This is a genomic window from Streptomyces sp. NPDC034086 (genome assembly GCF_055575515.1).
Map to the genome: position 1 here is coordinate 12,550 of NZ_JBVISM010000008.1, position 26,327 is coordinate 38,876.

General features: G+C 73.1%; 16 protein-coding genes. 7 read left to right on the plus strand and 9 right to left on the minus strand.

What is annotated here, in order from left to right:
* Positions 1-86 precede the first annotated feature (86 nt).
* Positions 87-821, plus strand: a complete 735-nt coding sequence (locus ACZ514_RS19375) for a response regulator (RefSeq protein ID WP_468171621.1) — start codon at positions 87-89, stop codon at positions 819-821.
* A gap of 16 nt (positions 822-837) precedes the next feature.
* On the opposite strand, the gene ACZ514_RS19380 is transcribed toward ACZ514_RS19375, so the two are convergent.
* Both ACZ514_RS19380 and ACZ514_RS19385 read right to left on the minus strand, forming a co-directional pair.
* A complete protein-coding gene (locus tag ACZ514_RS19380; protein WP_468172066.1) occupies positions 838-1,998 on the minus strand; it encodes a winged helix-turn-helix domain-containing protein in 1,161 nt (386 codons plus the stop codon).
* Positions 1,999-2,013: 15 nt separating this feature from the next.
* On the minus strand, positions 2,014-2,595 hold the full coding sequence (locus ACZ514_RS19385) for a GNAT family N-acetyltransferase (protein ID WP_468171624.1): 582 nt from the start codon (positions 2,593-2,595) through the stop codon (positions 2,014-2,016).
* 226 nt (positions 2,596-2,821) lie between these two features.
* Here ACZ514_RS19385 and secA point away from each other — a divergent pair, with 226 nt between their 5' ends.
* From secA to ACZ514_RS19410, 5 genes are all read left to right on the plus strand, one after another.
* Positions 2,822-5,617 (plus strand): preprotein translocase subunit SecA, encoded by a 2,796-nt coding sequence (gene secA / locus ACZ514_RS19390; protein ID WP_468171627.1) that lies wholly within the window; start codon positions 2,822-2,824, stop codon positions 5,615-5,617.
* A 1,655-nt stretch (positions 5,618-7,272) separates the two neighbouring features.
* Positions 7,273-7,722: an Rv3235 family protein gene (locus ACZ514_RS19395; RefSeq protein ID WP_468171630.1), complete on the plus strand. Its 450-nt coding sequence runs from the start codon at positions 7,273-7,275 to the stop codon at positions 7,720-7,722.
* Between the two features lie 105 nt (positions 7,723-7,827).
* Positions 7,828-8,328: a DUF6912 family protein gene (locus tag ACZ514_RS19400; RefSeq protein ID WP_469125228.1), complete on the plus strand. Its 501-nt coding sequence runs from the start codon at positions 7,828-7,830 to the stop codon at positions 8,326-8,328.
* On the plus strand, positions 8,325-8,993 hold the full coding sequence (locus ACZ514_RS19405) for an HAD family hydrolase (protein WP_468171636.1): 669 nt from the start codon (positions 8,325-8,327) through the stop codon (positions 8,991-8,993). Before ACZ514_RS19400 ends, ACZ514_RS19405 begins: the two co-directional genes overlap by 4 nt.
* A gap of 365 nt (positions 8,994-9,358) precedes the next feature.
* Positions 9,359-14,326, plus strand: a complete 4,968-nt coding sequence (locus ACZ514_RS19410; RefSeq protein WP_469125229.1) for an NAD-glutamate dehydrogenase — start codon at positions 9,359-9,361, stop codon at positions 14,324-14,326.
* A gap of 93 nt (positions 14,327-14,419) precedes the next feature.
* Here ACZ514_RS19410 and ACZ514_RS19415 read toward each other — a convergent pair whose 3' ends face one another.
* On the minus strand, positions 14,420-15,190 hold the full coding sequence (locus ACZ514_RS19415; RefSeq protein WP_468171642.1) for an ABC transporter ATP-binding protein: 771 nt from the start codon (positions 15,188-15,190) through the stop codon (positions 14,420-14,422).
* Positions 15,183-16,082, minus strand: coding sequence for an ABC transporter permease (locus tag ACZ514_RS19420; protein WP_469125230.1), 900 nt, complete (start codon positions 16,080-16,082; stop codon positions 15,183-15,185). The genes ACZ514_RS19415 and ACZ514_RS19420 overlap by 8 nt, the downstream gene beginning before the upstream one ends.
* Before the next feature lie 169 nt (positions 16,083-16,251).
* Between ACZ514_RS19420 and ACZ514_RS19425 the strand changes: the two genes are divergently transcribed.
* Entirely contained in the window at positions 16,252-16,869 is a 618-nt protein-coding gene (locus tag ACZ514_RS19425; protein WP_469125231.1) for a TetR/AcrR family transcriptional regulator, read from the plus strand.
* Positions 16,870-16,927: 58 nt separating this feature from the next.
* Here the strand turns inward: ACZ514_RS19425 and ACZ514_RS19430 are convergent, their stop codons facing one another.
* The 5 genes from ACZ514_RS19430 to ACZ514_RS19450 all read right to left on the minus strand — a co-directional run bounded on the left by ACZ514_RS19430 (position 16,928) and on the right by ACZ514_RS19450 (position 26,139).
* Complete coding sequence (locus ACZ514_RS19430; protein WP_469125232.1) at positions 16,928-19,210, minus strand: bifunctional glycosyltransferase/CDP-glycerol:glycerophosphate glycerophosphotransferase; 2,283 nt, start codon at positions 19,208-19,210, stop codon at positions 16,928-16,930.
* A gap of 107 nt (positions 19,211-19,317) precedes the next feature.
* Positions 19,318-20,328, minus strand: coding sequence for a carbohydrate ABC transporter permease (locus ACZ514_RS19435; protein ID WP_469125233.1), 1,011 nt, complete (start codon positions 20,326-20,328; stop codon positions 19,318-19,320).
* Positions 20,325-21,674 carry a carbohydrate ABC transporter permease gene (locus ACZ514_RS19440; RefSeq protein ID WP_468171658.1) on the minus strand — a complete coding sequence of 450 codons (1,350 nt, stop codon included), beginning with the start codon at positions 21,672-21,674 and terminating at the stop codon, positions 20,325-20,327. The genes ACZ514_RS19435 and ACZ514_RS19440 overlap by 4 nt, the downstream gene beginning before the upstream one ends.
* 4 nt (positions 21,675-21,678) lie before the next feature.
* Entirely contained in the window at positions 21,679-23,064 is a 1,386-nt protein-coding gene (locus ACZ514_RS19445; protein ID WP_468701271.1) for an ABC transporter substrate-binding protein, read from the minus strand.
* Between the two features lie 105 nt (positions 23,065-23,169).
* Positions 23,170-26,139, minus strand: a complete 2,970-nt coding sequence (locus ACZ514_RS19450) for an FtsK/SpoIIIE domain-containing protein (RefSeq protein ID WP_469125234.1) — start codon at positions 26,137-26,139, stop codon at positions 23,170-23,172.
* Between the last annotated feature and the right edge of the window lie 188 nt (positions 26,140-26,327).

Consider the following 26,327-nt stretch of genomic DNA (forward strand, 5'->3'; position numbering starts at 1 on the left):
CGGGCATGGAATCATGTCGGGCAGTCAACCGGCGGCCGACCCCGCCGGGTTGGCCCAGCAGCTCAGCACATGCAGGGGGAGGAACGATGGCGGACAGCTTCGGGCCGGCGCGCGGTGACGACGACGGCGCCGGCTGCCGTGGCGCGCAGGACCCGGCCGGTGAGCCGATCCGGGTGCTCGTGGTCGACGACCACGCCCTCTTCCGGCGCGGACTGGAGATCGTCCTCGCCCAGGAGGAGGACATCCAGGTCGTCGGCGAGGCCGGGGACGGGGCGGAGGCCGTGGACAAGGCCGCCGACCTGCTGCCGGACATCGTGCTGATGGACGTGCGGATGCCGCGCCGCGGCGGGATCGAGGCCTGCACCTCGATCAAGGAGGTCGCCCCCTCCGCGAAGATCATCATGCTGACGATCAGCGACGAGGAGGCGGACCTCTACGACGCCATCAAGGCGGGCGCCACCGGCTACCTGCTCAAGGAGATCTCGACGGACGAGGTCGCCACGGCGATCCGGGCGGTCGCCGACGGGCAGTCGCAGATCAGCCCCTCCATGGCGTCGAAGCTGCTCACCGAGTTCAAGTCGATGATCCAGCGCACCGACGAACGGCGGCTGGTCCCGGCACCGCGGCTGACCGACCGGGAGCTGGAGGTCCTCAAGCTGGTGGCCACGGGGATGAACAACCGGGACATCGCCAAACAGCTGTTCATCTCCGAGAACACCGTGAAGAACCACGTGCGCAACATCCTGGAGAAGCTCCAGCTGCACTCCCGGATGGAGGCCGTCGTGTACGCGATGCGGGAGAAGATCCTCGAGATCCGCTAGCCGCTCGGGACGGCCGTCAGGGCCGCCGGGCGCTCAGTTCCGCCGAGACGGCCGCCGCCTCCCGGGCGTCCTGGGCGCGCTCCACCCGTACCTCCTCGCACCCCACCCACCGGGCCGCCTCCCACAGGGCCTCGGCCATCGCGCCCGCCGCCCCGGGCGTGGTCAGCGAGAGCTGCCGGGCCACCAGCGTGCGGCCCTCCCGGCCCGGGTCGACGCGCCCCTGGAGCCGGCCGCCGGCCAGCAGCGGCATCGCGAAGTACCCGTGTATCCGCTTCGGCTTGGGGACGTACGCCTCCAGGCGGTGGGTGAACCCGAAGATCCGCTCGGTGCGGGGGCGGTCCCACACCAGCGAGTCGAACGGGGACAGCAGCGTCGTACGGTGGCGGCCGCGCGGGACGGTGGCCAGCGCCGCGGGATCCGCCCAGGCGGGCCGGCCCCAGCCCTCCACCGTCACCGGCACCAGCCCCGAGTCCGCGATCACCGCGTCGACCTGCTCCCCCTTGAGGCGGTGGTAGTCCGCGATGTCGGCGCGGGTGCCCACCCCCAGGGACCGCCCGGCCAGCGCGACCAGGCGGCGCAGGCATTCGCGGTCGTCCAGGTCGTCATGGAAGAGGGCGTCCGGCACGGCCCGCTCGGCCAGGTCGTAGACACGCTTCCAGCCGCGCCGCTCGCAGCAGACCACCTCACCGGTGTCGAGCAGCCACTCCACGGCGATCTTGGTCTCGGACCACTCGAACCACTCGCCGCCGTTCTTCGCGCCGCCCAGCTCGGTGGAGGTCAGCGGGCCGTCGGTCTTCAGCCGGTCCAGGACCGCCCGCGTCGAGCGCTCCTTGTCCTGGAGCACGTGCCAGCGGTGGCCGCGCGCCCGCCGCGCCCGGCGGCGGAACGCGAAGTGCGGCCATTCCTCGATCGGCAGGACGCACGCCGCGTGCGACCAGTACTCGAAGGCGTGGCTGTCGCTCCAGTACGCCTTCTCCACCGCCTCCCGGCCCACCGCGCCCAGGCGCGCGTACGGGATCAGCTCGTGCGAGCGGGCCAGGACCGAGATGGTGTCCAGCTGCACGGCGCCCAGGTGGCGCAGCACCCCCCGGACGCCGCCCCGGCGGTCGGGCGCCCCGAGGAACCCCTGCGCGCGCAGGGCGATCCGGCGCGCCTCGTCAGCGGACAGCGAGAGCATCGTCATGCCGCGAGCCTAGGGGGCGGTACTGACAGCCGGCAGGTAGGGGAGGCGGGAGGGCAGGCCGAGGTCGCCGGGCAGCAGGGCGCCGACCCAGCAGTCGCGCAGGGTGCCGCGCAGGTCGAGCGCGGCGCGCAGGGTGCCCTCGACGCGGAAACCGGCCTTCTCCGCGACGGCCCGCGAGGCCGCGTTGCCCACGGCGGCGCGCCACTCCAGCCGGCCGGCGCCGACCTCGGTGAACAGCCAGCGGGCGACCCCGCCGAGCGCCTCGGTCATGTAGCCGCGGCCGCGGTGCTCCCGGGCGACCCAGTAGCCGACCTCGTACGCCTGGGGGCCGCGCACGTGCACGCCGACGGCGGCGACCAGCGGGCCCCGCGCCCCGAGCCGCACCGCGAAGCCGTACTCGCGGTCCTCGCGCCAGCCGCCGGGGGAGAGCTCGTCGACCCACGCCCGCGCATGCGCCCGCTCGTACGGGGACGGCACCACCGTCCAGCGCTGGATGTCGGGGTCCTGGCAGGCGGCGTACACCTCCTCCGCGTCGTCGGGGGCGAAGGGCCTCAGCAGGAGGCGTTCGGTGGTCAGCGTGACGGGCTCCATGAACGGAGTGTGGCGCAGCGGAGTAACCCGGGCGAGGGGTTTTCGTTCGCACCGGCACCGAATGCGGCCCCCGTACGTTCTCATTCCGGGCGCCCGTGCCCTGCGGACACGGCGGACCTCCCGACGCGACCACGTCCTCGCTTACGATGGCCGTTGCGGTGGGGCCCACCTGCCGTGCCCGGCTACGTAAAGTGCCCAGGCCCGACCGGCAAGGAGACCAGCCTCAGTGTCCGTCTTCAACAAGCTCATGCGTGCAGGCGAAGGCAAGATCCTGCGCAAACTGCACCGCATCGCGGACCAGGTCAACTCCATCGAAGAGGACTTCGTCAACCTCTCCGACGCCGAGTTGCGCGCACTCACGGACGAGTACAAGCAGCGCTACCAGGACGGCGAGAGCCTCGACGACCTGCTGCCGGAAGCCTTCGCGACGGTCCGCGAGGCCGCCAAGCGCGTCCTGGGCCAGCGGCACTACGACGTGCAGATCATGGGTGGCGCGGCGCTGCACCTCGGCTACGTCGCCGAGATGAAGACCGGTGAGGGCAAGACCCTCGTCGGCACCCTGCCCGCCTACCTCAACGCCCTCTCGGGCAAGGGCGTCCACCTGATCACGGTGAACGACTACCTCGCCGAGCGCGACTCCGAGATGATGGGCCGGGTCCACAAGTTCCTCGGTCTGAACGTCGGCTGCATCCTGGCCAACATGTCGCCGGCCCAGCGCCGCGAGCAGTACGACTGCGACATCACGTACGGCACGAACAACGAGTTCGGCTTCGACTACCTGCGCGACAACATGGCGTGGTCGAAGGACGAGCTGGTGCAGCGCGGCCACAACTTCGCCGTGGTCGACGAGGTCGACTCGATCCTCGTCGACGAGGCCCGCACCCCGCTGATCATCTCCGGCCCCGCCGACCAGGCCACCAAGTGGTACGCCGACTTCGCCAAGCTGGTCACCCGCCTGACCAAGGGCGAGGCGGGCAACCCGCTCAAGGGCATCGAGGAGACCGGCGACTACGAGGTCGACGAGAAGAAGCGCACCGTCGCCATCCACGAGGCCGGTGTCGCCAAGGTCGAGGACTGGCTCGGCATCGACAACCTCTACGAGTCGGTGAACACGCCGCTCGTCGGCTACCTCAACAACGCGATCAAGGCCAAGGAACTCTTCAAGGCCGACAAGGACTACGTCGTCATCGACGGCGAGGTCATGATCGTCGACGAGCACACCGGCCGCATCCTCGCCGGCCGCCGCTACAACGAGGGCATGCACCAGGCGATCGAGGCGAAGGAAGGGGTGGACATCAAGGACGAGAACCAGACCCTCGCCACGATCACCCTCCAGAACTTCTTCCGCCTCTACTCGAAGCTGTCCGGCATGACCGGTACGGCCATGACCGAGGCCGCCGAGTTCCACCAGATCTACAAGCTCGGCGTCGTCCCGATCCCCACCAACCGGTCGATGCAGCGCAAGGACCAGCCCGACCTCATCTACCGCACCGAGGTCGCCAAGTTCGCCGCCGTCGTCGACGACATCGCGGAGAAGCACGAGAAGGGGCAGCCGATCCTCGTCGGCACCACCTCGGTCGAGAAGTCCGAGTACCTCTCGCAGCAGCTCTCCAAGCGCGGCATCCCGCACGAGGTGCTCAACGCCAAGCAGCACGAGCGCGAGGCCCAGATCGTCGCCCAGGCCGGCCGCCGCGGCGCCGTCACGGTCGCCACGAACATGGCCGGCCGCGGTACCGACATCAAGCTCGGCGGCAACCCGGACGACCTCGCCGAGGCGGAGCTGCGCCAGCGCGGCCTCGACCCGGAGGAGCACATCGAGGAGTGGGCGCACGCCCTGCCCGAGGCGCTCGCCAGGGCCGAGGCGGCCGTGAAGGCCGAGTTCGAGGAGGTCAAGGAGCTCGGCGGGCTGTACGTGCTGGGCACCGAGCGCCACGAGTCGCGCCGCATCGACAACCAGCTCCGCGGCCGCTCCGGCCGCCAGGGCGACCCGGGCGAGTCCCGCTTCTACCTGTCGCTCGGCGACGACCTGATGCGCCTCTTCAAGGCGCAGATGGTCGAGCGCGTCATGTCCATGGCCAACGTGCCGGACGACGTCCCGATCGAGAACAAGATGGTGACGCGCGCGATCGCGTCCGCCCAGTCGCAGGTCGAGACCCAGAACTTCGAGACCCGCAAGAACGTCCTCAAGTACGACGAGGTCCTCAACAGCCAGCGCGAGGTCATCTACGGCGAGCGCCGCCGCGTCCTGGAGGGCGAGGACCTGCACGAGCAGGTGCGCTTCTTCATGGACGACACCATCGACGCGTACATCGCGGCCGAGACGGTCGAGGGCTTCGCCGAGGAGTGGGACCTGGACCGGCTGTGGGGCGCCTTCAAGCAGCTCTACCCGATCAAGGTCACGGTGGAGGAGCTGGAGGAGGCGGCCGGCGACCGTGCGGGCATCACCGCCGAGTTCATCGCCGAGTCCGTCAAGGACGACATCCACGAGCAGTACGAGGCCCGCGAGAAGACCCTCGGCTCCGAGGTCATGCGCGAGCTGGAGCGGCGCGTCGTGCTGTCGGTGCTCGACCGCAAGTGGCGCGAGCACCTCTACGAGATGGACTACCTGCAGGAAGGCATCGGCCTGCGGGCGATGGCCCAGAAGGACCCGCTGGTCGAGTACCAGCGGGAGGGCTTCGACATGTTCAACGCCATGATGGAAGGCATCAAGGAGGAGTCCGTCGGCTACCTGTTCAACCTGGAGGTCCAGGTCGAGCAGCAGGTCGAGGAGCTCCCGGTGCAGGCCGCGGCGCCGTCCATGGTGAAGGAGCCGGTCCCGGCGGCACGCCCGGAGATCCGCGCCAAGGGCCTGGAGGCCCCGCAGCGCCCGGACCGGCTGCACTTCTCCGCCCCGACGGTCGACGGCGAGGGCGGCGTGATCGAGGGCGACTTCGACGCGGACGCCGCGGGCGGCGACGGCATGACCCGCGCGGAGCGCCGCAAGGCCCAGAAGGCCTCGGGCGGCCGGCGGCGCAAGAAGTAGCCCCTTGGGGGGTAGGCCGGTCGGTAGGTCGGTCGGTAGCTAGGTAGCTAGGTAGGTAGGCAGCAGGCGGGGCCGGGCACCGGGGGTGTCCGGCCCCGGGTGCGTGTGGGGGGTGGGGGCGGGGGTTCGGGGGCGGGGTTTTGGCGGGGCGGTGTCAGGGCTGGTTTGGGGGTTTCCCGTCAGTCCCATCGTCCTTCCGTGTCGGGCCGGTCCCTCAAGGGCGCTCCTTCGTCGCGTCGCTACGCGATGGCCTTCGGCCACCCTTGACCGACCGTCCCGCCCCGGAAAGACAAGGACTGCCGAGAACCCCCCAAAGAAACGGGACGGTCCATGGGCAGGGGAGCCCCGTATCAGCGATGAGGCGGGGTGGGGCGGGCGTCGGTCCGCCGGGCATCCGGGCCCTCAGAGACCCTCCGGCGGTCCGCCCCCACGCGCCAGATCGCTACGTGCTCCCCATGGCTTAGCGTCCGGCGACCGTCCGGGGCTGATACCTGCACGGGATGTCGATCAGAGCCCCCTTGGGGGGGCGGTGGGCGCGTCAGATCGCTACGCGCTTCCCATTTCTCGGCGGCTGATGGCCGTCTGGGGCTGAGAGGCCTCGAGACGGGAGCCCGAGGGGTGCCAGGGGTGCTTTGAGGGAGAAATGCGGCTGTCCGGGGGCCTTTCGCGGGTCTTTCGACCGTCTGTCGGAGTGTGGCGTTGTCTTCTTCAACGGCAGATTCCGGCAGAGGCCCTTCAGGTCTCGCCCATGGCCACCAAAGAGGGGTAAAAGGGGCACTTCGCCTCCCTGGTGGACCGTATGCCCACAGGCGGGGCCGCAGACGCCTCCGCGACGGAAGCGCATGGCGATCTCACGCGCCCACCACCCAGCAGTGCGCTCTGATCGTCATGTGGCGCGGTTATTGACCCAGGACGGCGGGCGGACGCTAAGTCGAGAGGAGCGCGTAGCGATCAGACGCGCCCACCGCTCCCGAAAGGGGCTCTGATCGACATCGCGTGCAGCTATCAGCCCATGACGCGGGCCGGACGCTAAGCGATGGGGAGCGCGTAGCGATCTGGTGCGCCTACCGGCTCCCTGTGCTGCTCTGATGGGCGTGAGGTGCGGTAGCCGGTCCCGACCCCTCGTCTCGTCACTGAGGGAGCCGCCCCTCCCGTTCTTCCCCGTGACCGTTCTTTCGGGGGCTTCCCGGCAGTCTTTCGGCTTTCCGGGGCGGGTCGGTCGGTCAAGGGTGGCCGAAGGCCATCGCGTAGCGACGCGACGAAGGAGCGCCCTTGAGGGACCGGCCCGACACGGAAGGACGATGGGACTGACGGGAACCCCCGGACCTGCCCTGAGGCGGCCCCGCCGGAACCCCGCCCCCGGAACCCCGCCCGCCCCGCAGCCCCCCACCCCCGCCCCGCCCCCCTGCCGCCGCAAGGGTGACGGGCCGTACCCCATCGGGCGGCCCGCGCGGGGGGTTTCCGCGTCCACCCGGGGCCCTTTCCGGTGGGTGCTCGGGGCTTGGCGGGCGGGGGCCGTCGCTCGGATAGGTGAACCCGGGCGGGGTTGTCGCCGGGCCCTGCGGGCGGTTGCGGAGCGTGTTCGGCGGTCGTAGAAATCCCGCATCAAGTTACCGCCTGGTACCGCCGGGCTCGGTCTGATCGGGGGAATGGCCATGGACACCACCACGCGCGGCACGGCCGGCGGCGAGGGCAGCCGTAGCAGGCCCGGAGGGGCGAGCCGGATGCGGCCCGCCGGCCGCCGTGACCAGCGGCGTCCGGCGGGAGTGCCCCGGCAGGTGCGCCGGCTCGCCCCGCACGACTGGTTCGCGGAGCGGCTGCTGGCCGTGCTGAGCGGTCAGCGCCCCGTCCATTCGCTGCTCGGTCTCACCGTGGGCGAGGCGTACGAGCAGTTGGTCACCCTGGCGCCCGCCGGACCGCCGCGCGAGCGCCTGCGCCCGGTGCTGCGCCACTGCGGCCGTTTCCACCCCGGGCCCGGGGTGATCGAGGCCTTCGCCCGCATCGCGACGGGGGACCGGGTCTCCGCGATGGCCTTCCGGCTGGAGCAGGGCCCCGACCGCCGCTGGCGCTGCGCCGCCGTCGAGGTCCGCGGCCCGCGGCCGTAGCGTTCCCCGGGCCGGCCCTCGCCGGTACCCGCGGGCACCCCTCTCCGCCCGGGGCTCCGCCAGTCGTATCCTGAGGGCGTTTCCGACTACCGAAAGCAGCCGGCCATGCGCTTGTACGTCCCCCTGACCCTCCCCGGGCTCGCCGAGGCGCACAAGGCGGGACAGTTGGGGCCCGCCCCTGTCCGTGCGTACGCCGTGACCCCCGCGCTGCGGGAGTGGTACGTGTCGGACGACATCGAGGAGCTGGAGTACGCCGCCCTCGGCCGGGCCGCGCTCGCCTCGCTGCGGATGCTCGCCGCGGACCCGACCGCGCCGCGCAGGCGGGTCGTCGTCGCACTGGACGTCGAGGACAAGGCCGTCACCGCCGTGCCGGGGCTGGACGAGGCCACCCTCGGGCAGGTCACCCTCGCCGCCCCCGTTCGCCTCGCCGCGGCCGCGGCCGTGCACGTCGACGCCGATGACGCCGATGCCGACGTCGCCGCGGCCGCCGGCGCGCTGGAGGCCGCCGACGCCGGGGACGACGACGCGCGGTTCACCGTGGACGGCGCCGAGGACCACGAGCTGCTCTGGTTCGGGATCCAGGAGATCCCCGGGCTGCTGGCATGAGAGCCGGTACGGCCCACATCGTGTGGGACTGGAACGGGACGCTGCTGCACGACATCGACGCCGTCATGGCCGCCACCAACGCCTCCTTCGCGGAACTCGGCTTCCCCCCGATCACGCTGGAGCGCTACCGCGACCTGTACGTCGTCCCCGTGCCGAAGTTCTACGAGCGGCTGATGGGCAGGCTGCCCACCGACGCCGAATGGGTCGTCATGGACGAGGCGTTCCACCGCCACTACTGGACCGCTGCCGAGAGCGCGGCGCTCGCCGACGGGGCGCTGCAGCTGCTCCGGGACTGGCAGGCCGACGGGCTCACCCAGTCCCTGCTGTCCCTCGCGCCCCACGAGAAGCTGGTGCCCCTGGTCCGGGCGCACGGCATCCACGGGCACTTCCTGCGCGTCGACGGGCGTACCGGGCCCTCGCACACCTCCAAGGCGGGGCATCTCGTACGCCATATGGAGGCATTGGAAGCAGCCGGTGTGACCGTCGGCCGTACGGTCCTCGTGGGAGACGCCGTGGACGATGCGACGGCCGCGCAGCACGTAGGGGCGCACGCCGTCCTGTACACGGGGGGCTCGCACAGCCGGGCCAGCCTGGAGTCCGCCGGAGTGCCCGTCGTGGACAGCCTGGCCGAGGCCGTGGCCATGGCCCGTGAGCTGGCCGGATAGAGCCCGAGCGGGACGATCCGGCCACGCGGCTGGCCAGACTGTCCAGGTTTTGACCCCGGATTTGTACAGATGCAGTGAATGACGACCGGGGGGTGGGGCGAGATAGCCTTGACCCGTGATCAGCGCGATAGTCCTCGGGGGCACCGATGCCCCCGGCCCGCGCCCGGCGCGTTCTCGCGGCCGGGCCCTCGCCGATCCCCGCCGCCGGGACCTGTCGATCATGGTCGGAGCTTGTCCGGGCGGCCCCTCCGACGCCACGGCGTCACAACCGATCCGGACGGACATCCCGCCTCGAGGCGGTGTTTTGTCATTCCATCCTTCACACCTACGTCACGCAATGGCGCGTTGACAGGGAGCCAGAGGACATGCAGACCAAGCTGGACGAAGCAAAGGCCGAGCTGCTCGCGCGGGCGGCACGGGTAGCTGAGAACAGCCCGGCCGGGGGGCTACTTCCGACTGGGTCCGAGCAGGGGGAGCGTCCTGGCCAGGGCGCGACGCTCGCCTACCTCCAGCGCTACTACCTGCACACCGCCCCCGAGGACCTCGCCGACCGGGACCCGGTCGACGTGTTCGGCGCGGCGCTCTCCCACTACCGGCTCGCCGAGAACCGGCCGCAGGGCACCGCCAACGTCCGCGTGCACACGCCCACGGTCGAGGAGAACGGCTGGACCTCCAGCCACTCGGTCGTCGAAGTGGTCACCGACGACATGCCCTTCCTCGTGGACTCCGTGACGAACGAGCTGTCCCGCCAGGGCCGCGGCATCCACGTCGTGATCCACCCGCAGGTCGTCGTACGCCGTGACGTCACCGGCAGGCTGATCGAGATCCTGGGCCCGGACTGCGACGCCCACGGCCCCAGGACCGCGCGCCCCCACGACTCCCTCGTCGAGTCCTGGATCCACGTCGAGATCGACCGCGAGACCGACAAGGCCGACCTCAAGCAGATCACCGGCGATCTGCTGCGCGTCCTGTCCGACGTCCGCGAGGCCGTCGAGGACTGGGAGAAGATGCGCGACGCCGCGCTGCGCATCGCCGACGAGCTGCCGAACGAGCCCACCGCTCCCGACCTGCGCGAGTACGAACTCGAGGAGGCCCGCGAGCTGCTGCGCTGGCTGGCCGACGACCACTTCACCTTCCTCGGCTACCGCGAGTACGACCTCGTCGACGGTGACGCCCTGTCCGCCGTGCCCGGCACCGGCCTCGGCATCCTGCGCTCCGACCCGCACCACCACGGCCAGGAGGACGCGCACCCCGTCTCGCCGTCCTTCAACCGGCTGCCCGCCGACGCCCGCGCCAAGGCCCGCGAGCACCGTCTGCTGGTGCTGACCAAGGCGAACAGCCGCGCCACCGTGCACCGCCCCTCGTACCTCGACTACGTGGGCGTGAAGAAGTTCGACGCCAACGGCAACGTCGTCGGCGAGCGCCGCTTCCTCGGCCTGTTCTCCTCCGCCGCGTACACCGAGTCCGTGCGCCGCGTCCCCGTGATCCGCCGCAAGGTCAGCGAGGTCCTGGAGGGCGCCGGCTTCGCGCCGTCCAGCCACGACGGCCGCGACCTGCTCCAGATCCTGGAGACCTACCCGCGCGACGAGCTGTTCCAGACCCCGGTCGACAAGCTCCGCGAGATCGCCACCTCCGTGCTGTACCTGCAGGAGCGCCGCCGGCTGCGGCTGTACCTGCGCCAGGACGAGTACGGCCGCTACTACTCGGCGCTGGTCTACCTGCCGCGCGACCGCTTCACCACCGGTGTCCGGCTGCGCCTGATGGACATCCTGAAGGAGGAGCTCGGCGGCACCAGCGTCGACTTCACCGCCTGGAACACCGAGTCGATCCTCTCCCGCATCCACTTCGTCGTCCGCGTCCCGCAGGGCACCGAGCTGCCGCTGCTGACCGACGCCGACGTCGAACGCGTCGAGGCCCGCCTGGTCGAGGCCGCCCGCTCCTGGGCCGACGGCTTCGGCGAGGCGCTGACCGCCGAGCTGGGCGAGGAGCGCGCCGCCGAGCTGATGCGCAAGTACGGCACTTCCTTCCCGGAGGGCTACAAGGCCGACCACTCGCCGCGTGCGGCCGTGGCCGACCTGTGCCACCTGGAGAAGCTCTCCGCCAGCGACCGCCCCTTCGCGCTCTCCCTCTACGAGCCCGTCGGCGCGGGCCCCGGCGAGCGCCGCTTCAAGATCTACCGCACCGGGGAGCAGGTCTCCCTCTCCGCGGTCCTGCCGGTCCTCCAGCGCCTGGGCGTCGAGGTCACCGACGAGCGGCCGTACGAGCTGCGCCGCGCCGACCGGGTCAGCGCCTGGATCTACGACTTCGGCCTGCGGATGCCGCTGTCCACGGGCAACGGCGACGCGTACCTCGGCGACGACGCGCGCGAGCGGTTCCAGGAGGCCTTCGCGGCCGTGTGGACCGGCGAGGCGGAGAACGACAACTTCAACACGCTCGTCCTGAGCGCCGGCCTCACCTGGCGCCAGGCCGTGGTGCTGCGCGCGTACGCCAAGTACATGCGCCAGGCCAAGTCCACCTTCAGCCAGGACTACATGGAGGACACCCTCCGCAACAACGTCCACATCACCCGGCTGCTGGTCTCGCTCTTCGAGGCGCGGCTGTCGCCCGGCCGCCAGGCCGCGGGCACCGAGCTGATCGACGCGATGCTCGAGGAGCTGGACGGCGCCCTGGACCAGGTCGCCTCCCTCGACGAGGACCGCATCCTGCGCTCCTTCCTGACGCTGATCAAGGCGACCCTGCGGACCAACTTCTTCCAGCTGAACGAGGAGGGCCTGCAGCACCCGTACGTGTCGATGAAGTTCGACCCGCAGGCCATCCCCGACCTGCCGGCCCCGCGCCCCGCCTTCGAGATCTGGGTGTACTCCCCGCGCGTCGAGGGCGTCCACCTGCGCTTCGGCAAGGTCGCGCGCGGCGGTCTGCGCTGGTCCGACCGGCGCGAGGACTTCCGTACGGAGGTGCTCGGCCTGGTCAAGGCGCAGATGGTCAAGAACACCGTGATCGTGCCGGTCGGCGCCAAGGGCGGCTTCGTCGCCAAGAACCTGCCGGACCCGTCGGTGGACCGCGACGCGTGGCTCGCCGAGGGCATCGCCTCGTACAAGATCTTCATCTCGGCGCTGCTCGACATCACGGACAACATGGTCGGCGGCGAGGTCGTACCGCCGAAGGGCGTGGTCCGCCACGACGAGGACGACACCTACCTCGTCGTCGCCGCCGACAAGGGCACGGCGACCTTCTCCGACATCGCCAACGGCGTCGCGGAGTCGTACGGCTTCTGGCTGGGCGACGCCTTCGCGTCGGGCGGTTCGGCCGGTTACGACCACAAGGGCATGGGCATCACCGCCCGCGGTGCCTGGGAGTCCGTCAAGCGGCACTTCCGCGAGCTGGGGCACGACACCCAGACCCAGGACTTCACGGTCGTCGGCGTCGGCGACATGTCCGGTGACGTCTTCGGCAACGGCATGCTGCTCTCCGAGCACATCCGCCTGGTCGCCGCCTTCGACCACCGGCACATCTTCATCGACCCGACCCCGGACGCGGCCACCTCGTACGCGGAGCGCCGGCGCCTGTTCGAGCTGCCGCGCTCCTCGTGGGCGGACTACGACACCGCCCTGCTGTCGGCGGGCGGCGGCGTCCACCCGCGCAGCGCCAAGGCCATCCCGGTGAACGCGCAGATGCGCGAAGCCCTGGGCATCGAGGCGGGCGTCACCAAGATGACCCCGGCCGAGCTGATGCAGGCCATCCTCCAGGCCCCCGTGGACCTGCTGTGGAACGGCGGCATCGGCACGTATGTCAAGGCGAGCTCCGAGACGCACGCGGACGTCGGCGACAAGGCCAACGACGCGATCCGCGTCAACGGCTCCGAGGTGCGGGCCAAGGTCATCGGCGAGGGCGGCAACCTGGGCCTGACCCAGCTCGGCCGCATCGAGTTCGCCCGCATCGGCGCCGGCGGCGAGGGCGGCAAGGTCAACACCGACGCCATCGACAACAGCGCGGGCGTGGACACCTCCGACCACGAGGTGAACATCAAGATCCTGCTGAACGCGGTCGTCGCGGACGGCGACATGACCGTCAAGCAGCGCAACAAGCTGCTCGCGGAGATGACCGACGAGGTCGGCGTCCTGGTGCTGCGCAACAACTACGCGCAGAACACGGCCCTGGCCAACGGCTCCGCGCAGGCCCCGAGCCTGCTCCACGCCCAGCAGCGCTTCATGCGCCGCCTGGGCCGGGACGGGCTGCTGGACCGCCAGCTGGAGTTCCTGCCGAACGACCGGCAGATCCGGGAGCTGCTCAACGCCGGCAAGGGCCTGACCCAGCCGGAGCTGGCCGTGCTCTTCGCCTACACCAAGATCACGGTGGCGGACGAGCTCATCCACACCGAGCTGCCGGACGACCCGTACCTGCGCCGCCTGCTGCACGCGTACTTCCCGGCCGCCCTGCGCGCGAAGTTCCCCGAGCAGATCGACGGGCACGCGCTGCGCCGGGAGATCATCACCACCCTGCTCGTCAACGACACCGTCAACACCGGCGGTTCGACCTTCCTGCACCGTCTGCGGGAGGAGACCGGCGCCTCCACGGAGGAGATCGTGCGGGCGCAGCTCGCGGCCCGCGAGATCTTCGGCCTGGCCGAGGTGTGGGACGCGGTGGAGGCGCTGGACAACCAGGTCGCCGCCGACGTCCAGACCCGGGTGCGGCTGCACTCGCGGCGCCTGGTGGAGCGCGGTACGCGCTGGCTGCTGAACAACCGGCCGCAGCCGCTCCAGATCACCGAGACCATCGAGCTCTTCGGGGCCCGGGTGTCGGAGGTCTGGGCGCAGCTGCCGAAGCTGGTGCGCGGCGCGGACCTGGAGTGGTACCAGTCGATCATGGACGAGCTGACCGGTGAGGGCGTGCCGGAGGAGCTGGCGGCGAAGGTGGCCGGCTTCTCGTCCGCCTTCCCGACGCTGGACGTCGTCGCCATCGCGGACCGGACGGGCGTGGACCCGCTGTCCGTCGCCGAGGTGTACTACGACCTCGCGGACCGCCTGGACATCACGCAGCTGATGGACCGCATCATCGAGCTGCCGCGGTCCGACCGCTGGCAGTCGATGGCCCGCGCGTCCATCCGCGAGGACCTGTTCGCGGCGCACGCGGCGCTGACGGCCGACGTGCTGGCCGTGGGCGACGGTTCCTCCACTCCCGCGGAGCGCTTCAAGGCGTGGGAGGAGAAGAACGCGGCGATCCTCGGCCGGGCCCGGACGACCCTGGACGAGATCCGGGGCTCGGACGACTTCGACCTGGCGAACCTGTCGGTGGCGATGCGGACGATGCGCTCGCTGCTGCGCTCGCACGCGTAGTCGTCGCCGGCGCGGCCGGACACGGGCCGGGCCCGGAACCCCCTGGCGGGGTTCCGGGCCCGGCCCGTTCTCCTCGGGTGTCAGCCGCGGGTGTCAGCCGCGGGTGAAGGCCTCGTACGCGTCGCAGACCTGCTGGGAGGGGCCGTCCATGCGGAGCACGCCCGATTCCAGCCAGATGGCCCGGTCGCAGGTCTCGCGGACCGTGCCGATGCCGTGGCTGACGAGGAAGACCGTGCCGGCGCGGGCGCGGAGTTCCTCGATCCGCGCCTGGCTGCGGCGCTGGAAGGCGGCGTCGCCGGTGGCGAGCGCCTCGTCGATCATGAGGACGTCGTGGTCCTTGGCGGCGGCGATGGAGAACCGCAGCCGGGCGCCCATGCCGGAGGAGTACGTGCGCATGGGCAGGGAGATGAAGTCGCCCTTCTCGTTGATGCCGGAGAAGTCGACGATGTCCTGGTAGCGCTCGCGGACCTGCTGCCTGGTCATGCCCATGGCGAGCCCGCCGAGGACCACGTTGCGCTCGCCGGTGAGGTCGTTCATCAGGGCGGCGTTCACTCCGAGGAGGGACGGCTGGCCGTGCGAGTAGACCGCGCCCCGGGCCACCGGCTGGAGGCCGGCGATGGCCTTGAGGAGGGTGGACTTGCCCGAGCCGTTGGAGCCGATCAGTCCGATCGCCTCGCCCTTGTACGCGGTGAAGCTGACGCCCTTGACGGCGTGGACCTCGCGGACGCCGGGGGCCGGCCGGCGCGAGACGATCCGGCTGAGCGCGGCGGTGGCGCCGCCCTTGCGGCCGCTTCCGTGCACCTTGTAGACGACGTGGACGTCGTCCGCGATGACGGTGGGAACGCGGGTGTCGGTGTCAGCCACGGCCGTACTCCTCCTCTGCCTTCCAGAAGTAGACGAAGCCGCCGACGCCGGCGAGCAGCGCCCAGCCGATGGCGATCGGCCACACGTGGTGCGGGAGCGAGCCCGCGCTGAAGCTGTCGATGAGGGAGAAGCGCATCAGGTCGATGTAGACGGCCGCCGGGTTGGTCTTGAGCACCAGGGAGACCCACGGGGGCAGGTGGTCCGTCTTGAGCATGGAGTCGATGGACCACATCACGCCCGAGGAGTACATCCAGGTGCGCAGCACGAACGGCATGAGCTGGCTGACGTCCGGGTTCTTGCTGCCGATGCGGGCCATGACCATCGCGCAGCCCGTGCAGAACAGGGCCATCAGGAAGAGCACCGGGACGGCGATCAGCCAGGAGGCGGAGGGGGTCTGGCCGAAGGCCAGCAGCAGGACGACGAGGGCGGCCATGGTGACGAGCAGCTGCTGGAAGAGCTGGACCACCGAGGAGACGGGCAGGCTGGCGCGCGGGAAGTGCAGGGCGCGGACCAGGCCGAGGTTGCCGTGGACGGCGCGGGTGCCGGCGTTGACGGAGCTGCCGATGAAGTCCCAGACGAAGACGCCGGTGATCAGGAACGGCACGTAGTCCGGGACGTCGTGGCTGGCGCGCATCACGATGCCGAAGACGAAGTAGTAGACGGCCGCGTTGAGCAGCGGGGTCATCAGGTGCCAGACCTGGCCGAGTCTGGCGGTGCTGTACGTGGCGTGCATCCGGGCGGTCGCATACGCCGTCACGAAGTGGCGGCGGTCCCACAGCTGGGCGGCGTAGCGGGGGAGGGAGGGCCGGGCGCCGCTGACGGTCAGGCCGTGGGCTGCCGCCAGCTCGGCGGCGGAGGGCGGCGCGGGGTCCGCGAGGGTCACGGTGGTCACGGGATCGCTTTCGACGGGGGTCGGGGGCGTCACCGGCTGGGGCCTCCCAGCGGGGGCGACGACGGGACGGGTCCGTTTCGTCGTTACGCCGACAGTAGGGCGCGGCGCGTCGGAACGCAACCGTATCGTCGTGACGTACGGGTGGCTTCGTCGCCGCTATGCTCTGGGCATGACCAACGAGCCCGCCGCCGCTCCCGCCGCCCGCCGCGCCCCCGTCGGCGCCGCCGTCCTGCGCGAGGACGTCACCGAGGCGATCCGCGCGGCCGTGGTGGACGAGCTGGCGGCCGTGGGCTTCGCCCGGATGTCGATCGAGGGCATCGCGCGGCGCGCCGGCGTCGGCAAGACCGCCGTGTACCGGCGCTGGAAGTCGAAGCTGCACCTGGTGCTGGACCTGATCGGGGTGGTCGCCGCCGACGGCATCCCGGTGCCCGCCACCGGCTCCCTCTACGGGGACGTACGCGCCCTGCTGGAGGTCATGTCACACGTGCTGCGGCACCCGGTGGCCTCGGCGGTCGTCCCCGACCTGCTGGTGGAGGCCGCCCGGAACCCGGAGATCGCCGACGCGGTCCGCGGCGCGCTGCTGGACGGCCAGCGCCGGCTCGCCGAGGGCATCGTCTCCGAGGCCGTCGCCCGGGGCGAGCTGCCGCCGTCCGCCTCCCCCCAGCGGGCCCTCGACCTGGTGATCGGGCCGCTGTACTGGCGGCAGGTGGTGGTGCGGGACGCCGTCCCGGCCGGCTACCTCGACGAGCTCGCCCGCTCCGTCGTGGCCGGCCTGCGCGCCGGCTGACGCCCTGCGCGCCGGCTGACCTCCTGCGCGCCGGCTGACCTCCTGCGCCCGCCCCGCCTCAGGGCCACAGCCCCGCGGTCAACGGGGCCGGGTCCGGCGCCGACGCCGCCGGCGCGGGCCTGCGCTCCTCCAGCGGGACGACCGCCGGGACCGCGGCGGACTCGCCCAGGAAGACCCGGCGCACCACCCGCTCGGCGGCGTGGCCGTCGTCGTACGGGCAGAAGCGCGACCGGAACGCGGCGCGCAGCTGCGCCGAGCGGGAGCCCCGCCAGTGACCGGTGGCGAAGATGTCCACCAGCTCGTCCTCGGTGCGGGCGATCGCGCCCGGGGGACAGGAACGCAGGTCGAAGTAGGTGCCGCGGGCGGCCTCGTACGCCTCCCAGTCGTCCGCGTGGATCACGATCGGCCGGTCCAGCGCCGCGTAGTCGAACATCAGGGACGAGTAGTCGGTGACCAGCGCGTCCGAGGCCAGGCACAGCTCCTCCACCGAAGGGTGGTCCGAGACGTCCAGCAGGCGCGGGTGCGGCTCCCAGCCGCCGGGGCTGTCCGCGTACGTCAGGTGGGTGCGCGCGAGCAGCGTGAAACGCGGGCCCAGGTCCCGCAGCACCCGCTCGAAGTCCAGGTGCTCGGGCCGGCTGCGGCGGTAGTCCCGGTGCGTCGGGGCGTACAGGATCGCGAGGGTGCCCGGCGCGATGCCCAGGCGCTCGCGCAGCGCGAGGACCTCGGCCCGGCCGGCCCGGTGGAAGGCGTCGTTGCGGGGGTAGCCGTACTCCAGGGTGGTGTAGGAGGCGGGCACGGCCCTCTCCCACACCAGCGTGGAGTGCCGGTTGGAGGAGAGCAGGTAGTCCCACTGGTCCGCGCCGCGCAGCAGCCCCGCGAAGTCCGTGGTCGGCGTGGCCGCCGGACGGTCCCGGAGGTCCAGGCCGACCCGCTTGAGCGGGGTGCCGTGCTGCGTCTGGAGCAGGACCTGACCCGGCCGCTTGACCAGGCCGCGGTCGAAGTTGACGTTCGTCGTCAGGTACCCGGCCCGGGCCAGGGCGCTCCAGTACGCGGCCGAGCCGGGCCGCAGCGGGGTGGTCCCGGGCGGCAGGGTGGGGGCGTGCCGGGGGTCGCAGATCCACGCCGTGCGCATGTGCGGCGCCAGCTCCCGCAGCTTCGCCTCGATCGCCGCCGGGTTGCAGGCGTAGCCGCCGTGCCAGTACGCGGAGAACACCGCCAGCTCGGGCCGCAGCGGGAGCAGCCGCTGGATCCGGTAGTGCACGCGCAGGGCGCTCTCGCGCAGCCCCCGCCCAAGCGCCGGGCCCGTGCGGCCCGCCGACAGGGCGGCCGCGCGCAGGACGGAGCCCAGCCGGTACGAGCGCCGCAGCCCCAGCCGCATCAGGGCGTGCCGGAGCCGGTCCGTGCGGGTCGGGGACAGCGGCAGTGCCCCGGAGGCGCCCGGGACCCGGTGGCGGCGCAGCAGGGCCGAGGCGCGGGCGAAGAACTCGGCGCGGGCGGCACGCGGGAGGCGGCGCGGGTCCGCGTACACGGCGCAGAAGTGCTCGGCCATCCGCCGGTGCACCGCCGGGCGCCAGCGCTCCAGCTCGGGGCGGGCGGCGAGGTGGCCGAAGACCCGCTCGTACTGGTCGAAGACATCGAGGTGATGCCGGCTGGTGGTGGTCAGGATCGAGCCGGTGCGCCGCCGGCGGTAGTGGACGCAGACCCGGTCGAGGACGGCCACGGACTCGGCGGACAGCAGCGCCGGGTACGCCCAGGGGATGTCCTCGTAGAAGCCAGTCGGGAACGCGAGGCCCTCGCGCTCCACGTACTCACGGCGGTACGCCTTGTTCCACACCACCGTCGGCATGCCCAGCAGGGCCGGGCGGTCGGCCGGCCGGAAGCTGGCGGGGCCCTCCTCGGACAGCCGGTGCCCGAGGCGGTCGCGGACGGTCTCGCCCGTCCAGCAGGCGCGCGCGTGGCCGTACACCAGGACGTCGGGGGAGCCGGTGGCCTTGAGCCGGTCGGTGATGGCCTGGAGGGCGCCCGGAGCGAGGGTGTCGTCGCCGTCGAGGAAGACGAGGTAGTCGCCGCCCGCCCGGGCCAGGCCCGCGTTACGGGCCGGGCCCGGGCCCACGTTGTGCGCCAGGTGAACCGCGGTGACCCGGGGATCGCGGGCCGCGTACGCGTCGATGATCGAGCCGCACGCGTCCGGGGAGGCGTCGTCGACCGCGATCAGTTCCAGATCCGGGTACGACTGGGACAGGACCGAGTCCAGACCCTCCTGGAGGTACGCCTGAACCTTGTACGCGGGCACGATGACGCTGAACCGGGGCACGGCACATCCAGGGGTCGGCGCGGGCATATGGCCCAGGAACCCCGCGCCCGGCGATCGGGTTACGCGCCGTACGGCATTCGGGTCACGCGGCGTCAACGCCCCATGTCGGAGCGGGTGCCCCGGCCGGCCGTGGGTTACTTGACGGCTCCGGCCATCACCCCCGTCACGAACTGCCGCTGGAAGGCGAAGAAGACCAGCAGCGGCACCACCATCGACAGGAAGGCGCCGGGCGCCAGGACGTCGATGTTGTTCCCGAACTGCCGCACCTGCTGCTGGAGCGCCACCGTGACGGGAGGGTGCGCCGAGTCGGCGAAGACCAGCGCCACCAGCATGTCGTTCCACACCCACAGGAACTGGAAGATGCCGAGCGAGGCGATCGCCGGACCGCCCAGCGGCAGCACCACCCGCGCGAACAGGCGCAGTTCACCGGCGCCGTCGAGCCGGGCCGCCTCCAGCAGCTCGGCCGGGATCTCCGCGAAGAAGTTCCGCAGCAGGAACACCGCGAAGGGCAGCCCGAACGCGGTGTGGAACAGCACCACCCCCGCCGTCGTCTCGAACAGGCCGATGGAGCCGAAGAGTTCCGACACCGGGATCAGCGCCACCTGGACCGGGACCACCAGCAGTCCCACCACGACCAGGAACAGCCAGTCCCGGCCCGGGAACTCCAGCCAGGCGAAGGCGTACCCGGCGAACGCGCCCAGGACGAGGACGAGCAGGGTGGCGGGCACCGCGATCGCCGCCGTGCTCAGCAGGGAGCCGGTGATCGTGTCATCGGCCAGCAGCCGCGCGTAGTTCGACACCGTCAGCCGGGAGGGCTCGGTCAGCGCCCGCCACCATCCGCCCCGGCCCAGATCGGCCGGGGTCAGGAAGGAGGAGACCAGCAGGCCGAGCGTGGGCAGCAGCCAGAACAGCGCGGCCAGGAGCAGGAAGACGCGGACGGCGCCGGACGCGGCGCGCGCCGCGAGCCGGCCGGCGATCCGGCTCCCCGTACCGGCTCTCTTGGCACCGGTTCTCCCCGCACCGGCTCTCTTGGCGCCGGCCCTCCCCGCACCGGCTCTCTGCGCGCCGGCTTCTTGTGCGGGTGCTCTGTTCGCGTCGGCTCTCCTCTCGCCGGCTGCCTCCGCGCCGGTGTCCGGGGCGCTCATCGGGAGGCCTCCTTCCGGAGCCGGCGGATGTTGAGCAGCATCACGGGCACCACCAGCACCAGCAGCAGCACCGCGATGGCGCTGCCCAGCCCCGGATCGGCGTCCGTCCCGAAGGACGTGCGGTACAGCTGGAGCGCGAGCACGTTCGCGTCGTCCTGCACCGCCCCCGGCGCGATCACGAAGACCAGGTCGAAGATCTTCATCACGTTGATGACCAGCGTCACCAGGACCACCACCAGCACCGGTGCCAGCAGCGGCACCGTGATCCGGCGGAACACCTGCCACTCGCCCGCCCCGTCCACCCGCGCCGCCTCCAGCAGCTCGCGCGGCACCGCCGCCAGCCCGGCCGCGATCAGCACCATCGCGAACCCGGCCCACATCCACACGTACGCCCCGATCACCGCCGGGGTCACCAGCACCGGGCCGAGCCACTCGACCCCCGCGTACGCCGCCCGGAAGTTCGCCGCGGGCAGCCGCAGCAGCGCGCCGTCCGCCTCGCCGGGCAGCGTGAACGTGCCGTCCGGCGCGGCCTTCGCCGAAGCCACCACCCGGCCGTCCCTCACCGCCTCCACGCGCATCCCGGACAGGGCCGGCTCCGCCGGGTCGACCACGTTCACCCGACCGCCGCCGCCCCGGGCGAAGTCCTGCCAGACGGTCCCCGTCACCTTCCCCGGCACCGCCCCGGCGCTCCCCGCCGCCCCGGACCCCGCCGGCAGGGCCTCCGGCGCCACCCCGACCAGCGGCAGCAGCACCGGCACGCCCGCCCGTACCGGCCCGCGCGTCACCAGGTCCCCGCCCGCGGCGGGCTCCAGCGGGGAGTCCCGGCCCGGGCGGGCCCCCGGGAAGGCCGAGGACGGCGCGAACGTGTCGTGGACGCCCACCCACACCGCGTTGGCGACGCCCCGCTGCGGATCGTGGTCGTACACGAGCCGGAAGATGATGCCCGCCGCCAGCATCGAGATCGCCATCGGCATGAACACCAGCAGCTTGAACGCCGTCCCCCAGCGCACCCGCTCCGTCAGCACCGCGAAGACCAGCCCGAGGGCGGTCGCCGCGGCCGGGGCCAGCACCACCCACACCGCCGTGTTGCGCAGGGCCGTGACGATCACCGGGTCGTCCAGGATCCGCCGGTAGTTGTCCGCCCCGACGAAGGCGTCGCCGGAGCGGTCGAAGAGGCTGCGGTAGAGGGAGTAGCCGATGGGCTGCACCACGAGCGCGCCCAGCAGCACCAGGGCGGGCAGCAGGAACGCCGCGGCCACCAGCCGCCGGCGCGAGACGTCCTTGCGGCGGGCCCGTTCCCCCGCCCCGGCCGCGGCCCGGGGCCGCGCCGGCGTCTTCACCGTCACGGCGTCAGTTCCCGTACGCCCTGGCCGCCTCCGCCTCCAGCCTCTCCTGCACCGCCGCCACGTCCGACGGGTTCGCCAGGAAGTCCTGGAGCGCCTTCCACATACCGGCGCCCGGCGTCCCGCCGAAGGCCGCCGGAGCCCGGTCCGACAGGTCGAAGCGGAAGTCGTCGCCCGCCGCGATCAGCGCCTTGGCGATGCCCCGCTGGATGTCGTTCGGGTACACCGCGAAGTCCACCGCCTTGTTCGGCGACACGAACCCGCCCTCCCGGGCCTGGATCCGGGCCGCGTCCGCCGACGCCAGGAAGGTCAGCAGCGCCTGCGCGCCCTTCCCCGGCTTCAGGGCCACCGCCACGTCACCGCCCGACACCACCGGCGCCTTCGCTCCGACCGCCGGGAACGGGAAGACCAGGGCGTCCTCGCCGACCTTCGCCCCGGCCTGCGCGATGTTCACCCCCACGAAGTCCGCCTCGAAGACCATCGCCGCCGCCGGCCGGTCCCCGCCCGTGAAGGTCTGCGTCACCGACTTCGCGAACTCCGTCGACAGCGCCCCGCTCGGACCGCCCGCCAGGAAGTCCTTGCGGCCGAACAGCTCGCCGAGGGTGGTCAGCGCCTGCCGGACGCTGTCGTCCGTCCACTTGATCTCGTGCCGCGCCAGCCGGTCGTACTTCTCCGGACCCGCCTGCGAGAGGTACACGTTCTCGAACCAGTCCGTCAGCGTCCAGCCGTCCGCGCCCGCCACCGACACCGGCGCGGTGCCCGACGCGGACAGCGTGTCGGCCACCGAGAGGAACTCCTTCCAGGTCGCCGGGGGCTTCACGCCCGCCGCCTCGAAGGCCTTCGCGTTGTACCAGACCAGCGACTTGTTGGCCGCCTTGTAGTAGACGCCGTACTGGGTGCCGTCGACCGCGCCGAGCGTGCGCCAGCCCGGCGAGTAGTTCGCCTCCAGCTGCGCCGCCGCCTCCGGACCCACCGGCTGCGCCCACTTGTTGCGCACCGCCGACGCCAGCGCCCCGACCTGCGGCAGCAGCGCCACGTCCGGCGGCTGACCGCCGGCGATCTTGGTGCCGAGGAAGGTCACGATCGGGTCCTGTGCCGGGACGAAGGTGACGCTCGCCCCCGTGCGCTTCTCGAACTCCTTCAGCACCTTCGTGAAGTTCGCCTGCTCCGGTCCCGTCCAGACCGCCGCGACCGACAGCTTCTCGCCGCGCAGCTCCGGTAACTCGACCGTGCGCGCGTCCTGCCGGCCGTCCTGCGACGGCCCGCCCGTGCCGCCGCCGTCACCGCCCCCGCCGCCGCAGGCGGTGAGCGCCAGCGCGCCCGCCGCGGCCAGCGCCGTCCAGGCTCTGACGGCCGTACGTTTCGTGTGGCCGGTTCCGTGCTGTGCCCGCATGCTCTCGCCCCCGATGCCGTCGTGCTCGTGGTGTGCCGCGTGCCACAAGGTCTACGCCGACCCGCGCACCCCCGCAATACCGCGTGACGGGGGAGCCGCGGAGCGTCAGGGGGCCGGCGGGAACGGCACCGGTATCGCCGAGACCAGGTGGGAGGCCCGCTCCAGGGCGCTGGCCAGCAGCGCGAGGTCGGTCGGGCCGTTGCCCAGCTCGCGCACCGGGCGGCGGGCCGGAGGGTCTCCCATCCGCTCCCACTCCACCGGCACCACGGTCGGCCTCAGGGTCGCCGTGCGCGGGATCCGGCCGGTGACCCGGCCCGCCTGGAACGGCACCGCACGGCCGTCGGCGTACAGCAGCCGCCCCCGGCCCGGCCCCGGCTGGTCGGGGGCGTCCAGCTCCACCCGCAGCGTCGCCAGCCGGGCCGGCTCGGTGTCGGCGGTCCGCTCGGGGCGGGCGCTGGCCACCACCAGGTGCACCCCGAGCCGGGTGCCCTCGCGGGCCACGCCCTCCAGGATCCGCACCACCGAACCGGCGGCCTGTCGGCCCGGACTGCCCAGCGCCGGGGCCACCAGCGCGTCGAAGTCGTCCACCAGCACCACCAGCCGGGGCAGCGGCGTCGGCCCGCCCGCCGGCTCCGTACGGGTGGAGGCCGCCCGCAGCCGCAGGGTGCCGGTGCGCACGGGGTCCCCCCAGCCCGGACCGCCCAGGGAGGGGTCGAGGTCGCCGCGCAGCTCGCCCGGGGAGGGCCGGCGGGGCGAGACCATCCGCCCGGACAGCTCGCGCCGGGCGTGCCACTCGGTGAACGGCACGCCGTCCAGCAGCTCGTGGCGGCGCTTGAGCTCGGCACCGAGGGCCTGCGCGAACTCCCGCATGCGCAGCGGGTCGGAGGCCACGAGGTGGGCCGACACGTGCGGGAGTTCCGTGCACGGCTGGAGACCGTCGCCGCGCTCGCCGCCAGCGCCGTCGAGGAGGAGCAGGCCGAGGCGGTCGGGGCGGGCCGCGGCGGCCAGGGAGGCGGCGATCGAGCGCAGCAGCTCCGTCCGGCCGCTGCCGGCGGGGCCCTCCACCAGCAGGTGCGGGCCGTCGTGGACCAGCTCGGCACCGACCGCCCCGCGCCGGCCCGTGCCCAGGACGACCTCCGCGAGCCCGCCGACGCCCTGGCCCTGGTCGGTGGCCTCCGCCCAGCGGGCCATCAGTGACGCCGGGGTGGCGCGGGCCAGCCCGAGCTCGTCCAGGAGCCGGGAAGCCGCCGGGAGGGTGGCCGCGGCCGGGCGGGACGCGCCGCCCTCGGGCGGGGTGCCGTCCGCGCGCAGCGGGGCCAGGGCCCGGGCGAACCGCTCCGCCCAGGCCGCCGAGACGCCGTCGGCCACCGCCGTACGGCCCGCGGCGACCGGGTGGCCGCCGCTGACCGCGAAGCTCCGTACGGCCGTGGCGACATCGCCGCTGAGCAGGGCGATCCGGCCGCAGTCGCGGAACGCCGGGGTGGCCGCGCAGGCCGTCGCGTACGTCGCCGCCACCGGGGAGGCGGCGGTGGCGGCCGGGGTCTCGGCGAGCACCAGGAGGTGGATGCCCGCCGCGGTCCCGTGGGAGGCGAGCCGTCCGGTGAGGTCGCGCAGGGCCGCCGTGCCCGGGTCGCCGTCCAGCACCACGAGCGTGCGCGGGCCCTCGTACGCGGCGGCGGCCTGCCGCAGCGCGGCCGGGCCGGCGGTCGCCCAGCCGGTGCCGAGCGGGGTGTCGTCCAGCCGCCGGGTCAGCTCGGCGGTGCGGGCGGCCGCCTGGTCGCGGTCGTACGCCAGCAGCAGCCGGCAGTCCTGCCCGTGCGCCGGCCGTACGTGGGGCAGCCAGCCGAGCCAGCCCCAGTCGCGGCGGCGCTCGGCCAGGGGGCGGGCGCGGTCGGCGGCCAGCAGGACGATCTCCAGCCGGGTCGGGGCGTGCAGTCCCGCGAGCTGGGCGACCACCGACCGGGCCACCCCCGTCAGCCGTGCCCGGGGCCCGGCGATGCCCAGCGAGCCGCACTCGGGCAGGGCGACCCGGCAGCCCGCGCCGAGCCCCGCCTCCAGGAACCGGGGGTGCCCGGTGCCGCGCGACCAGAGCCGCCCGGTGGGCCCGAGCGCCGCCAGCAGCAGCGCCGCGGGGTCGTCCTCGTCCGGCGCGGCGGCCGCGGGGGCTTCCGGTCCGGCCGGCTGCCCGGGGGCTTCCTCCTCCCCGCGCACCCACTTGCGGGCCCAGGCGCCGATCCCGCCGCGCCGGCGGCGTGCGGCGCCGGGTTCCTCGCCGGGGACGCCGTCGCCGGGGAGGCCGTCGGAGTGCGGGGGCAGGCCCTCGCCGGAGCCGGCCCCGGCGCCTGCGGCCGCGGGGTGCTCCGCGGCTGCCCGGGGAGCGGGGGCCGGGGACGGGGCGGCGTCCCCGGCGGGGGAGGGGCCCGCCAGTCCGAGGTGGCCCTCGAGGTCCGGGACGACCGCCAGCGCCGGATCGCCGCCCCGCGGGGCGAGCCGGAGCGTGGACTCGCCGATCCGCAGCAGCGCGCCCGGGGCCAGCGGGACGGCGCCCGCCCCGACCTCGGTGCCGTCCAGCGTCGTGCCGTTGGTCGAGCCGAGGTCGGCCACGGTCACCCGGCCGTCCGGCAGCACGGTCACCGCGCAGTGCAGCCGCGACACGTCGGGGTCGTCCAGCGGCACGTCGGCGTCGGCCGAGCGCCCGATCCGCACGGCCCCGGGGTGCAGCAGGTGGACCCCGCCCGCGTCGGGTCCGGCCACCACGTGCAGCTGCGGTGTGCCGGGCCCGTCCCCGGCCGGGACGGCGGCGGTGTCCGGCCCGGGGGTGTGCAGGGCCAGCACGGCGCCGTCCACCAGGGGCGGCTCGCCGAGCACGGCGCGCTGGGGGTCGAGGCGGCGGGAACCGGCGTACAGCACCACGGTGCCGCCGGTGTCGGGGCCGCCCGCGGCCGCGGCGAGTCCGGAGGCCACCGCGGCCAGCGGGGTCCCGGCGGGCGCGGTGACGAGCACGTCACAGCCGGCGGGCGCGGTGGCGGCCTGGTGGCCGCCGCGCGACCCGAGGACGGTCAGCCGGATCTGCATCGCCGTCAGCGGTCCCTTCTGCGCGGAGCGCAGTGCGCGGTGCGTGCGTGCGCCCGGCAGGGGCAGCGGCGGACCTGCCCGCCCGATCGACACCCCCGCCCGGCACGGACGCCTCGTCCGTTCAGGTCTGCCGGAAGGCAGGGCTCCCGTCCCGGCCGTTCCGTACGGGTGCATCCTCGCACCTGTCG